12 protein-coding genes are annotated in these 12,768 nt (G+C 65.0%); 7 read left to right on the top strand and 5 right to left on the bottom strand.

Annotated elements, in window-relative coordinates:
* Positions 1-267 precede the first annotated feature (267 nt).
* Positions 268-798: a GGDEF domain-containing protein gene (locus tag MTX19_RS36645; RefSeq protein ID WP_348638331.1), complete on the top strand. Its 531-nt coding sequence runs from the start codon at positions 268-270 to the stop codon at positions 796-798.
* 49 nt (positions 799-847) lie between these two features.
* Here the strand turns inward: MTX19_RS36645 and MTX19_RS36640 are convergent, their stop codons facing one another.
* From MTX19_RS36640 to MTX19_RS36630, 3 genes are all read right to left on the bottom strand, one after another.
* The gene (locus MTX19_RS36640) at positions 848-1,099 is read right to left on the bottom strand and encodes a hypothetical protein (RefSeq protein ID WP_280981536.1); all 252 of its coding nucleotides are present in this window, start codon (positions 1,097-1,099) and stop codon (positions 848-850) included.
* Positions 1,100-1,134: 35 nt separating this feature from the next.
* Entirely contained in the window at positions 1,135-1,344 is a 210-nt protein-coding gene (locus tag MTX19_RS36635) for a hypothetical protein (protein WP_280981535.1), read from the bottom strand.
* A 196-nt stretch (positions 1,345-1,540) separates the two neighbouring features.
* A complete protein-coding gene (locus MTX19_RS36630; protein ID WP_029085523.1) occupies positions 1,541-1,747 on the bottom strand; it encodes a DUF465 domain-containing protein in 207 nt (68 codons plus the stop codon).
* A gap of 241 nt (positions 1,748-1,988) precedes the next feature.
* On the opposite strand from MTX19_RS36630, the gene MTX19_RS36625 reads away from it, so the two are divergent.
* Complete coding sequence (locus tag MTX19_RS36625; protein WP_280975469.1) at positions 1,989-2,174, top strand: DUF465 domain-containing protein; 186 nt, start codon at positions 1,989-1,991, stop codon at positions 2,172-2,174.
* 83 nt (positions 2,175-2,257) lie between these two features.
* On the opposite strand, the gene MTX19_RS36620 is transcribed toward MTX19_RS36625, so the two are convergent.
* A complete protein-coding gene (locus MTX19_RS36620) occupies positions 2,258-3,361 on the bottom strand; it encodes an NAD(P)/FAD-dependent oxidoreductase (RefSeq protein ID WP_280985728.1) in 1,104 nt (367 codons plus the stop codon).
* Between the two features lie 258 nt (positions 3,362-3,619).
* Between MTX19_RS36620 and MTX19_RS36615 the strand changes: the two genes are divergently transcribed.
* Together MTX19_RS36615 and MTX19_RS36610 are read left to right on the top strand one after the other, a co-directional pair.
* Positions 3,620-6,307 carry an EAL domain-containing protein gene (locus MTX19_RS36615; RefSeq protein WP_280981534.1) on the top strand — a complete coding sequence of 896 codons (2,688 nt, stop codon included), beginning with the start codon at positions 3,620-3,622 and terminating at the stop codon, positions 6,305-6,307.
* Positions 6,308-6,651: 344 nt separating this feature from the next.
* A complete protein-coding gene (locus MTX19_RS36610; RefSeq protein WP_280981533.1) occupies positions 6,652-8,181 on the top strand; it encodes an ABC-F family ATP-binding cassette domain-containing protein in 1,530 nt (509 codons plus the stop codon).
* A 235-nt stretch (positions 8,182-8,416) separates the two neighbouring features.
* On the opposite strand, the gene MTX19_RS36605 is transcribed toward MTX19_RS36610, so the two are convergent.
* Positions 8,417-9,646, bottom strand: a complete 1,230-nt coding sequence (locus MTX19_RS36605; RefSeq protein WP_280984996.1) for a tetratricopeptide repeat protein — start codon at positions 9,644-9,646, stop codon at positions 8,417-8,419.
* A 295-nt stretch (positions 9,647-9,941) separates the two neighbouring features.
* On the opposite strand from MTX19_RS36605, the gene MTX19_RS36600 reads away from it, so the two are divergent.
* The 3 genes from MTX19_RS36600 to MTX19_RS36590 are packed head-to-tail and all read left to right on the top strand — an operon-like array spanning position 9,942 to position 12,768.
* Entirely contained in the window at positions 9,942-11,042 is a 1,101-nt protein-coding gene (locus tag MTX19_RS36600; protein ID WP_280984995.1) for an ABC transporter ATP-binding protein, read from the top strand.
* Entirely contained in the window at positions 11,039-11,953 is a 915-nt protein-coding gene (locus MTX19_RS36595; RefSeq protein WP_280981532.1) for an ABC transporter permease subunit, read from the top strand. The genes MTX19_RS36600 and MTX19_RS36595 overlap by 4 nt, the downstream gene beginning before the upstream one ends.
* On the top strand, positions 11,953-12,768 hold the full coding sequence (locus MTX19_RS36590; RefSeq protein ID WP_280981531.1) for an ABC transporter permease: 816 nt from the start codon (positions 11,953-11,955) through the stop codon (positions 12,766-12,768). Before MTX19_RS36595 ends, MTX19_RS36590 begins: the two co-directional genes overlap by 1 nt.

The raw sequence follows: 12,768 nt of genomic DNA, 5'->3' as shown, positions 1-12,768 counted from the left end.
TATAGGGGCGGCCCGGGCGTCATCCAAGGCGTGGCAAGGGAGTCAGAATGGACTATCCTGTATTGGTGAATCCCGGCAAGCCTTCATAAGCAGGCCTCAACAAGGATGCGCATGAGGAAGAGGACGACCGCGACCGCCTCCGGGGCGGCAAAACGGCGGAAAAGCACGACAGTTCTACGTAAGCCCGGGCCGGGCCGGGTGGGAACCGCGGCTCCCGCGCGGGACTTGGTCGCTGCCAACGATAAATCGACGATTCGCCGGTTGAAGGTGCAGCTGGCGCGGGCCCAGGCCCGGATCGCGGAACTGCAGGCCACAGCCGAAACCGATTTCCTGCTCGATATCCTGAACCGGCGCGGCTTCGAGCGGGAGCTCGCCCGCGCGATCGCCTTCATCCAGCGCTACCATGCCTCGGGTGCGGTGATCGTGCTCGATGTCGATCGTCTCAAGCCGATCAATGATGCGTTCGGTCACGCAGCAGGCGACGAGGTGCTGAAGGCGATCGTTGCCGCACTGTCGGGCGTGGTGCGGGCCTCCGACGTGATCGGCCGCCTCGGTGGTGACGAGTTTGCCATCCTGTTGTGGAATCTCGGCGAGACCGACGCCCGGGCCAAGGCCGCGATGCTGGAAGACGTGATCGACCGCCTGACCTTCGTCTTCCGCGACAGTCAGGTCTCTGCGGGGGCATCGGCGGGGGTTGCGATCCTCGGCACGCATTCGGACGTCGAGCGCGCCCTCGATGAGGCCGACCGGGCGATGTATGTGCGCAAGGCGCAGCGTCGGCACCAGACCCAAGGCTAAGGCACGAGGCTAAGACCCGAAAGCTAAGACACAAGGCTAAGGCACGAGGCTAGGGCGCGCCCAAATCCTCCGGCACCTTGCCGAAGGCCCGCAACAGCTTGGCGTCGCCGAACTCGCCGATCGCAGGATCGCCCGTACGGCTGAACGCGACGGCGCCGATGCTGCCGGGCATGCGCGACATCATCTCAGCGCGCCGCAGCGCGATCGCAGAACTCTGGCATTCCTCGGCATTGCCCGCGACCGGCGTGCCGTCGTCGTCCTGCACGAACGGCAACGCCACGTAATAGGTGACATCAGCCATGATTTGCTCCTCGAAATGGATTTGCTCCTCGAAGATCAGGCGGCGTCGCTCGCCGCCTGCGTCGGTGCCGGTACACAGCTCGCGGTGATCGCGGCCTGCAGCTCCTCAATCTCGGTCTCCAGATATTCATTGGCCATGATCAGCGCCTTGATGGTGCTGCGCAGGTTGCCGTCGCACATTGCGATCGCCTGGTCGCAGGCCTGCTCGTAGCGGTTGTTGTCGGGCAGGGAAGGCGGTGCGGGCATGGCGAAACTCCCTTTCTGTGTCTGGCGGCTGGGTCGATATGTTCCCTGTTTGTTCTAATTGAGTCAAGAGGGGGCATCGCGGTCGCAAACCCGTTGCCGCGAACGTGAAGCAGGCCGCCGCTGTGGATGACGGGGAAAGGTGTCTGCGCGCGACGAGCCGGTCAACCCGATCGCTTGGCGCTCCCAGGAGCGCGCGTCACGCGATGATGTCGGGCGTGATCTGGTCTTCGATGAAGGCGATGCGATCGCGCAATTGCAGTTTCCGCTTCTTCAAGCGCTGCAGCATCAGGAGATCCGGCGCGGGCGACTGATGCAGCGCGTCGATCGCGGCGTCGAGGTCGCGGTGTTCCTGTTGCAGACGTGCGAGCTCGGCGTGGAGTTCGCGCTCATCCTGATCGTTCATGGTGTACGTTAACTGATAAGCACGATAAGGTTGTGGCGGGCGAAGCACTCGCCGCCTGTTGAAATATCGTCCTTGGGCGCGCGCGGCGCAAGCTGAACTGGTTCCATAGTCACGATTGGCTACAGATAGGCGCAGAAACCTGACTGCGGCATTTTGCGTTCCCCATCGACACCTCCGCTCACTTGTGTACACTCGCCGGTCCGGATCGAACCTGAGGTTTAACCCACCGAGGAGTGTTCGTATGGCAATACAAGCCCATCTCGTCGAACTCGAGCGCAAGCACAAAATTCTCGAAAACGAACTGCACGAAGCGCTCGTGCACCCTTCAGTAGACGACCTGCAAATTCTCGAGTTGAAGCGCCGTAAATTGATGGTCAAGGACGAGATCGAGCGGCTGAAGCAGACCGCGGACAGTACCATCCACTAGCCAGTCCCCCCGCAAAAATTAACCAAGCCTTTCCGCATCAGGATGGACGCTCGAGCGCCCATCCTTGGCGGGGTTGTGCACGCTCAAAGCCCGGCCAATTCGCCGACATAGTCGGCAATGGCCAGCGATGACGTAAGCCCGGGCGATTCGATCCCGAACAGGTTGATCAGGCCGGCGACGCCATGGTCGCGCGGTCCCTGGATCAGGAAATCCTGGGTCGCGACCGCCGGCGGCACGATCTTGGGCCGGATTCCCGAATAGCTCGGCATCAGCGCGCCGTCCGGCAGGGTCGGCCAATATTTCCGGATCGCCGGATAGAAGCGTTCGGCCCGCGCAGGGTCGACGGCATAATCCATGTGATCGATCCATTCGACGTCGGGGCCGAACCTGGCCTGGCCCGCCATGTCGAGGGTGAGGTGAACGCCGAGCCCGCCGGGCTCCGGCACCGGGTAGATCAGCCGCGAAAACGGCGCTCGCGCGCTACAGCTGAAGTAATTCCCCTTGGCCAGGTAGGCCGTCGGAATCAGTTCGATCGGCATGCCCTCGATGCTGCGCGCGACCGCCGATGCGCCGAGGCCGGCGGCGTTGATCAGGAGGTCGCATGCCAAGGTCATCGGTGCCTCCCCACCAGCCTCGATCTCGATCCTGCCGGCGGCCGCCTTGGCGCGCGTGAGCGGCGTGTAGAACGCAAACGCCGCCCCGGCCTCCTCGGCATCGCCGCGCAGCGCCAGCATGTAGGCGTGACTGTCGATGATCCCGGTGGAAGGCGACAGCAGGGCCGCATCGCAGTTCAGTGCCGGCTCCATCGCGCGCGCGGCCTCGCCGGACAAAAGCTGCATGTCGTCGACGCCATTGGCCGCGGCATGCGCCCGGATCGACTGCAGCTTCTCGGTTTCCGCAGGTGTGGTAGCGACGATCAGCTTGCCGCAATTCCTGTGCGGGATGCCGTGCTCGACGCAGTAGCTGTAGAGCGCGCGCTTGCCGCTGACGCACATCCGCGCCATCAGGCTGCCGGCGCGATAGTAAATGCCGGCGTGGATCACCTCGCTGTTCCGCGACGAGGTCACCGTGCCGATCGCCTCGGCCTCGTCGATGACAATCACTTCGCGGCCGGCCTGTGCCAGCCGGCGCGCCACTGCGAGGCCGATCACCCCCGCACCCACGATCACGCAATCAACCCTGTCCATATCGTCCTTCAGATCCGGGATTCCGGCGCGATAACACCCCGCCATCGCGCGCAACCATCATCGTTTGCCCTGTCCGACTCCCTTGGCAAGTGCTTGGGCTGCCTCGGATAGTTTCAGCGTCCCATCCTGTTAGTGGACTATTAATCACGTCAGGGCAATTGCCGTAAATCAGGCCGCATTTTCAAGTTGCATCGGATCGCGTTTACCCGATCCAAACTGCCGAAGCCGGACACTCCTCGGGAAATCCGCGGGTGGCTGATGGCTGGCAAGAATTGGCGGGCAGGCAGGAAGAGTTCGATTCCGGCAAAGGTGGCGCTTGGACTGATCGCCGTCGTCACCCCATGCGGCATGGCCCGGTCGGCGTCCAGCGCCTTCGCGCCGTCGACCTATCTTGGTGATCTCGACCCCAATGTGATCTGGGAGCTGCTGATCGGCAGCATGGTCGTCGCGTCGTTCCTCGGCGCGGTCGGGCTGTGGATTCTGTCGGCGTTGCGCAAGGCCAAGCGAGCGCAACTGCGCCGCAATGCCTTCGTCTCTTCAGCCCTTAACCACTTGAACCAGGGCGTGGTGATGACGGATGCGCACGGACGCATCGTCTTCTGCAACGATCGTTATCTCGATATCTACGGCCTGTCCCGCGCCGATATCAGGCGCAACATGACCGGCACTGAACTGCTGGAGCTGCGCCGCAGCTGCGGCATGCTCGACGTCAGCGCCGAGGATTTTTTCGCGAAGGCAGCGGCGCCCGAGGGGCTGGTCACCGAATTGCCGGATGGCAAATCGGTGCTGGTGAAGTATTTCCCGCTGCCGAACGGTGGCTCGGTCGCGACGCATCTCGATTGCACCGACCAGCGTAAGCTGTCGCGCAAGCTCGCCTCGACCACGCAATTCCTGGAATCGGTGCTCGACAACGTCCCGGTCTGCGTTGCCGCCAAGAACATCGAGGATGGCCGCTACATCTTCGCCAACCGAGCGTTCGAGCGCTTCTCCCGCTTCTCGCGCGAGCATATCGTCGGCAAGCGCGCGGACGAGATGTTCCGTCCGGAGACCGCAGCCAGCATCGAGGCCGCAGATCGCGCGGCAGTGAACGCGCCGGAAGGCTATCACCGCAGCGAATTCTTCGTCGAGCGTGGTTCGGAGAAGCGCATCGTCGCTTCCAATCGTGTCATCGCCCGCAACGAGGCCGGCGAACCGGAATTCCTGATCGCCCTGTTCGAGGACGTCACCGACCGCCGCACGCTGTCGCGCGAACTCGAGAACAACAAGAAATTCCTTGAGCTCGTGGTCGACAACATCCCGGTCTCGCTGATCGTCGAGCGCGTCAGCGACGGCCGCTATCTCTTGGCCAACCGCAGCGCCGAAACGATCCTCAACCGCCGCCGCGAGGACGCCACGGGCCTCACCGCCGCCGATATCTTCAATCCGCGCGAAGCCAAGCTGATCATCGCCCGCGACGAGGCCGCGATCCGGAAGCGCAGCATGATCGCCGAGGAGCACCCGATCTCGACCAAGGATGGGTTGCGGCTGTTCCTGACCCGCCGCATGACCGTGCTCGACGACAATGGCGAGCCGCAATATCTGATCAAGACCCATGAAGACGTCACCGACCGGCGCCAGACCGAGTCGCGCATGGCGCATATGGCCTATCACGACGGCCTGACTGATCTGCCGAACCGCGCCGCCTTTCTCCAGGCGCTGACGCAGATGATCGAGGCTTGTGCTGGCACCGACGAGGAATTCGCCGTGCTTTGCGTCGACCTCGACGGGCTGAAGGAGATCAATGACGTGTTCGGTCATGCGATGGGCGACAAGGTGTTGATCGAAGTCGCGCAGCGCCTGCAGACGGTGGCACGCGGTGGCGTGGTCGCGCGGCTGTCGGGCGACGAATTCGGCCTCATCATAGACGGCAGGCAGCCTGCGGCCGGCATTGCGCTGGCCGAGCAGGCCGCCGAGGCGTTGGGTCAGGATTTTGCGATCGACGGCAAGTCGGTTCGCACCGGTCTCACCACCGGCATCGCGGTGTTCCCGCACAACGGCTCCGACGCGGCCTCGCTGCTCGCCAATTCGGGCGCGGCGCTGTTTCGCGCCAAGGCGAAGTCGCGCGGCACGATCTCGATTTATGAGCCCGACATGGACCAGCAGATCCGCGACCGCCGGGTGCTGCACCAGGAGCTGTCGGTCGCAATCAAGAACGGCGAATTGTCGCTCTACTACCAGCCGCAGGCGGCGGCGGGCGGGAGCGTTGCGGGCAGCGAGATCATCGGCTTCGAGGCGCTGGCGCGATGGCATCATCCGGTGCGCGGCTTCGTGCCGCCGGGCGATTTCATCCCGCTCGCGGAAGAAAGCGGCCTGATCGTCGAGATGGGCGAATGGATCCTGCGCGAAGCCTGTCGGGAAGCGGCCTCGTGGGCGGTTCCGCTGCAGGTCGCCGTCAACCTGTCGCCGGCGCAGTTCACCCATGGTGATCTCGTGGGCCTGGTCCATTCGATCCTGCTCGAGACCGGGCTGACACCAGACCGGCTCGAGCTCGAAATCACCGAAGGCGTGCTGATCGAGGATTTCGACCGCGGCCTTTCATTGCTGCGGCGGCTGAAGGCGCTCGGTGTGCGCATCTCGATGGACGATTTCGGCAGCGGCTACTCCTCGCTGAGCTACCTGCAGGCGTTTCCGTTCGACAAGATCAAGATCGACCGCACCTTCGTCATCAATCTGGGCCGCAATCCGCAATCGGCTGCGATCGTGCGCGCTGTTATCGATCTCGGCCACGGCCTTGAAATGTCGATCGTCGCTGAGGGCGTCGAGACCGAGGCGCAGCTCGGCTTCCTTTCGGAGGAGGGCTGCGACGCGGTGCAGGGCTACCTGATCGGCCGGCCCGCGCCGATCGCCCATTTTGCCGCGCTGGTCGGCGGCAGCCGCCTTGCGGAAGCCGTGCGCAAAGCCGGGTAGGCGGGGTTTGAACCGTCAGACCGGATTGATTGGATGAGCTTGCCATCCGTTGCATGCCCGGCTACACCTCAGGCCACCACAACTTCTAGCCGAGGAAGGAGGGCTGCGTCGTGGTGACATGTCTCGATCACCACTTCAGGCGTGGCCCCGTCAACGCCCTGCAAATGCGTTTGCAGGGCTGACCGGAAACTCGCGTAACATCTCTTCCTGGTCTGCCCTTCGTGGCTGTGCGGCGCCGAACAGTTGAGTTCGCGCCTGCACTTTAATCCCTCGCCGCGCTTCGACACACCCATCCGTTGATGGCTGCACGCCCCGGATGTCGTGATGGCCGGCCAGACCAGAGAATGATCGTGACCCTTATCAACGTACGTAATCTCGGCGTAACGCTGAACGCGCCGCTGTTCTCCCAACTGAATCTTGTCGTCAATGCCGGCGATCGGATCGGACTCGTCGCCGCCAACGGCCGCGGCAAATCCACGCTGCTGCGCTGTATCGCGGGAGCGATCGAGCCCAATGAAGGCGAGATCACCAGATCGCGCGGGCTGACCATCGGCCATGTCGCGCAAGACGCGCCATCGGCGCTGCTGGATACGCCGTTCCATGCCGCGGTGCTCCAAGCGCTTTCCAGGGAGCGTCAGGCCGGCGAAGGCTGGCGGGTCGACGTTGCCCTGCAATCGCTCGAGGTGCCCGAGGAGCTGTGGCAGAGGCCGCTGAAGCAACTCAGCGGCGGCTGGTTACGATTCGCCATGCTCGCCCGCGTGCTGGTGACCGAGCCCGATGCGTTGCTGCTCGATGAGCCGACCAACCACCTCGACCTCGCCAAGATCGGCCGGCTCGAAACCTGGTTGAACGCATTGCCGCGCGAGATGCCGGTCGTGATCGCAAGCCATGACCGCGCCTTTCTCGATGCGACCACGAACCGGACGCTGTTCCTGCGTCCGGAGCGGTCGCAGCTGTTCTCGTTGCCCTATGCGCGGGCGCGCGCGGCGCTCGACGAGCTCGATGCCTCGGACGAGCGGCGCTATCAAAAGGACATGAAGACCGTCCGGCGGCTTCGCCAGCAGGCCGCAAAGCTCAACAACCTCGGCATCAACTCCGGCAGCGATCTCCTGCTGTCGAAGACCAAGCAGTTGAAGCAGCGGGCCGAGAGGCTGGAGGAGTCGGTGGAGCCCGCGCATCTGGAACGAGCGGCCGGAACCATCAGGCTCGCCGATCGTGACACCCACGCCAAGGTGCTGATCAGGTTGAGCGACGCTGCGATCGCCGCACCCAACGGACGGCTGCTGTTCAGGACCGGCAAGCAGTTCATCTGCAAGGGCGACCGGATCGCACTGCTGGGCCCGAATGGTGCGGGCAAGACCCGGTTCGTCGCGGCGTTGCGCCAGGCGATCGAAACGGCGGAGGCGGCACCGGCCGAGATCAAGGCCACGGAGTCGCTGGTTACAGGCTATTGCGACCAGGCGCTTTCCGATCTCGCCGATGCCGATACGCCGATGCGCGCGATCGTCAGCCGCTTCGAGGTCGGCGATCAGCGGGCGCGTGGCTTGCTCGCCGGAATAGGGCTGTCGATCGAGATGCAGAGTCGTCCGATCGGGCGGCTATCGGGCGGCCAGAAGGCTCGTCTCGGCCTGCTCGTGCTGCGGCTCACTCAGCCCAACTTCTATCTGCTCGATGAGCCGACCAATCACCTCGATATCGAGGGCCAGGAAGCGCTGGAGGAGGAATTGATGGCGCGTCAGGCCAGTTCCCTGTTGGTGTCGCATGACCGTCAGTTCGTGCGGACGGTGGCGAACCGGTTCTGGGTGATCGAAGGGAGAAAGCTAGTGGAAGTCGATGGGCCGGAGCGCTTCTTTGCGTCGGCCGGTGCAGACTAGAGCATGATGATTTTGGTCGAGTCGGCCGATCCGCAGGCTCGCTTGACCTCTCCGCTTGCGGGGGAGTTCGCCGCGCGTAGTGCGGCGGGTGGGGGCTGTCTCCGCGAGTCATATTGTGGAGACAGCCCCACCCCAGCCCTCCCCCGCAAGCGGGAGAGGGAGCGCAGCGTCTTTGCGGCGCCAATTCTAGCGCGTCGCCGACGCCGTTATGGACAGCTACGAGGATTGAGCACGGCTATTGCCGTGCTACCTCCTGCGACCATGCCAGGTCGCGCCGGGACGGGCGGCGATGCAGCCGATCCGAGATCAGATTGACTGCCTGCCGTCCCTGGCCGGCGCGAAGGCACGCCACGATGAAGGTGTCCTCCCACAGCTCGCGCTGTGCGTGGCTGCCGCCGATCCGCACCAGTTCGGGCATCAGCGGCGCGAGGATGCGGACGGCTTCATTGTGATCGCCCGCGGCGAAGGCCGCGATCCCCCGGCAGAGGCCGATCGCGGACGGGCCGGGCGCCAGCTTGCCATCGGCCTGCCGCGCTTCCATCTCGGCAAGCCGTCTCTCGAGCGCGTCGCCATTCGTGGTGGCCGCGACCAGCGCATGATGGACGTCGGCGAAATGCGCGCCGGCCTTCGGGAAATGGCTGTCGCCATAGGCGGCGACGTCCTTCCAGTGGGACGCGAGGTCGGTCTTGCCGGCGAGCGCGAGCCGCCAGAGCAGCGAGGCCGTGTCGGTGTAGATGTTGAGCGGCGGGTAGGGCCGGCCCGCCGGCTTGATATGGCGCTCGTAGATATCGAGCGCAGCGTCGGCGTCGCCTTCCTCGAGGTCGATGAGGGCGAGGTGCCAGGCGAGATGGCCCTGCAGGAAGCTGGTGCGCTCGTTCGCCGTTAACCAGGCCGACAGGAAGGCGCGGCCTTCGTGTCCATTGCCCTGCTCGAACAGCGCATGCGCGACGGCGTGGGCGGCGCCGGCGTTCTCTGGCTTCAGCGCATAGCCGCGCTCGGTGATGGCGCGGCCGGAGACGATCTGGCCCGCTTCGGTCTGTGACCAGCCGAGATAGGTCAGGAACCACCAGTCCTCGCCATAATCGCGCGCGTAGTGCTCGCAGACTGCGAGCCGCGCGGCGTCATGGTCGGCTCGGCCCGAGAAGGCATAGAGGCCGAAGGCGCCGAGCAACAGCGACAGCACCTGCGCATCGCGCGGATACTCGGTGAGGTGCTGCTCGGCTGCCGTCATCGCCTTTTTGGGCTGGCTCTCGATCACGGACGCCATGATCTCGATATGCTGGCGCTCGCGCGGGCTCGCGGCCGCCACCAGTTGCCGTGCCGTTGTCGCCTTGCCGCGGGCCTCGGCACCTTCCATGTTGAGCTGATGCACGCGGGCGCGCCCGATATGGGCCATCGCGAAATCGGGGTCTTCGGCAATCGCCGCGTCGAATGCGGCATCCGCGCCGTGCAGGGCCGCAAGCATGCGATCGACCCCGTCAACATAGTGGGCGGCGCCGCGGTCGGACGCGGTCGTCAGCGGCAGGCCATAGCGGTCGTGGTGCATCGGTTGTCCTCCCGAATTGGACGCGAAGTCTAGCAGAGACGCGAGGGGCGACAATATTGCGGGAGTTGTCGTGCGAGGCGGTTGAGCCGGTGACGATCCGCCGCTAGCTTGCGCGCTTTGTCGGACCGGCGGAGAAGCGGAGCTGAAGGACGTGACATCAAGCGAAGCGAGTGCGGAGGTGGCAAGGCCATTGCCGAAAGCGGCCGCGCCGGAGATGCCTTTGCTGCGTATCGAAGGCGTTGCCAAGTCGTTCGGCAATTTCCGCGCCGTCGACAAGCTCTCGCTCGACATCCGTGCGGGCGAATTCTTCGCGCTGCTCGGTCCGAGCGGCTGCGGCAAGACGACGCTGCTGCGCATGCTTGCCGGTTTCGAGACGCCGGACGAGGGCCGTATCCTGCTCGACGGCAACGACATCGCCCAGGTGCTGCCGCACGAGCGGCCCGTCAACATGATGTTCCAGAACTATGCGCTGTTCCCGCATCTGTCGGTGCGCGACAACATCGCCTTCGGCCTGAAGCGCGCCGGCATGGCGCGTGCCGAGATCGCGACCCGCGTCGCGGAGATGGTCGCTCTCGTCAAGCTCGAGGGCATGGAGAAGCGCAAGCCCGATCAGCTCTCCGGCGGACAGCGGCAGCGCGTGGCGCTGGCGCGCTCGCTGGCGCGCCGCCCGCAGGTGCTGCTGCTCGACGAGCCGCTGGCGGCGCTCGACAAGAAGCTGCGCGAGAGCACGCAAAACGAGCTGATGGAGCTGCAGCGCCGGCTCGGCATGACCTTCATCATAGTCACCCACGACCAGGAGGAGGCGATGACGATGGCCGGCCGGATCGGGGTGATGGATGCCGGTCGCCTGGTCCAGGTCGCCACCCCCCGCAATCTCTACGAGGCGCCGGCCTCGCGCTGGATCGCCGAGTTCGTCGGCGACATCAATCTGTTCAGCGGCAAGGTGGTGTCCCGCGAGCCCAGCCGCCTGACGGTCTCGACCTCGGAGGCGGGGTCGCTCGCGGTCAGCGAGTTGTGGCCGCCGGTGACCAAGGAGGCCGTCAGCGTCGCGATCCGCCCCGAGAAGGTGAAGCTGTCGCGCCGGGCGCCGGCATCGGACGAGGGCGGCACGCAGGCAATCAATCGGTTGAACGGCGTTGTCACCGACGTCAACTATCTCGGCGGCGTCACGACCTACAGGGTCAAGCTGGAGTCGGGCGCGGTGGTGCGTTCGTCGATGGCCAACACCGCGCGGCTCGATGTCGACGCCTATTTCGCCGGCCAGCGCGTGGTGGCGTGGTTCACGGCCGACGATTGCCTGGTGCTGGAGCAATGAGCGCGCGCCGCATCTTCGCGCGTCCGGCGCGGCTTGCCGCGATCGCGCCCTATTTCTGGATGGTGCTGTTTTTCCTGGTGCCGTTCGGCTTCGTGCTGAAGATCAGCCTGTCGCAGACCGCGATCGCGCAGCCGCCCTACACACCGGTCTTCGACTTCACCGAGGGGCGCGCGGCCCTGGCGGCCGCTTTCTCGCAATTGTCGTTCGACAATTTCAGGCTGCTGATCTCCGATAACCTCTACATCCTGTCCTATCTGCGCAGCCTCGTCGTCGCGGTGACCTCGACCCTGATCCTGCTCCTGATCGGCTACCCGATCGCCTATGGCATGGCCCGGCTGCCGCGGCGGTGGCAGGGCGTGGCGATGATGCTGGTGATCGTGCCGTTCTGGACCTCGTTCCTGATCCGCATCTATGCCTGGATCAACATCCTGCAGCATGACGGCCTGCTCAATCAGGTTCTGCTGGCGCTGCATATCGTCTCAGCGCAGGTGGTCTGGCTGTCGACCGACAGCGCGATGTATCTCGGCATCGTCTATTCCTACCTGCCGTTCATGATCCTGCCGCTCTATGCGACGCTCGCCAAGATGGATGCATCGCTGCTGGAGGCCGCCGGCGACCTCGGCGCCTCGCCGCTTCGGGCGTTCTGGCTGGTGACCCTTCCGCTCTCGCTGCCCGGCGTCGCCGCCGGCGCGCTGCTCTGCTTCATCCCGATCGTCGGCGAGTTCGTGATCCCCGACCTGCTGGCCGGCTCCAATTCCTTGATGATCGGGCAGACGCTGTGGCTGGAGTTCTTCACCAACAAGGACTGGCCGGTGGCATCAGCCGCAGCGGTCGCGCTGCTCCTCCTGCTGGTGCCGCCGCTCGTGCTCTACGACCGGCTGCAACGGCGTCAGCTCGAAGGTCACAGCTGATGGCGCATACCGGCACCAGGCTCACGCGTTTCAACATGACGTCGCTGACGTTGGGGCTCGCGTTCCTCTACCTGCCGATCGTCATTCTCGTGATCTATTCGTTCAACGCCTCGCGGCTGGTCACGGTGTGGGGCGGCTGGTCGCTGCGCTGGTACCACGAGTTCTTCAACGACCGCGCCATGTTGGAGGCAGCCTGGATGAGCCTGTCGGTCGCCGCGGTATCGGCGACGCTCGCCGCCTTGCTCGGCACGCTGGCGGCAATCGGCCTTGCGCGCGGCGAGCGGTTCCGCGGCCGCGCGCTGTTCTCCGGCATGCTGTATTCGCCGCTGGTGATGCCGGAGGTGATCTCCGGCCTGTCGCTGCTCCTGCTGTTCGTGGCGCTGAACGCCGAGCGCGGCTTCTGGACCGTGACCATCGCCCACACCACGCTGACGATGTGCTTCGTCACCGTCGTGGTGCAGTCGCGCCTGACCTCGCTCGACCGCAGCCTGGAGGAGGCCGCGATGGACCTCGGCTGCGATCCGGTGCGGGCGTTCCTGCTGGTGACGCTGCCGCAGATCGTGCCTGCCATCGTCGCAGGCTGGATGCTGGCCTTCATCCTGTCGCTCGACGACGTCGTGATCGCGAGCTTCACCACCGGTCCCGGCTCGGCGACGTTGCCGATCCGGATCTATTCCGAGGTCCGGCTCGGTGTGAAGCCCGAGATCAACGCGATCTGCACGCTGGTGATCGCGCTGATCGCCGTGATCATCGTGGTGGCCTCGTTTGCCTCGAAACTGTCGAGCGCGCGCGGCGAGAGCGCCGCGCCGCTGTGA

This window comes from Bradyrhizobium sp. ISRA464, from assembly GCF_029910095.1.
Classification (GTDB): Bacteria; Pseudomonadota; Alphaproteobacteria; order Rhizobiales; family Xanthobacteraceae; genus Bradyrhizobium.
The sequence above is the reverse complement of the archived record's forward strand: the minus strand, read 5'-3'. Positions and strand labels throughout refer to the sequence as shown.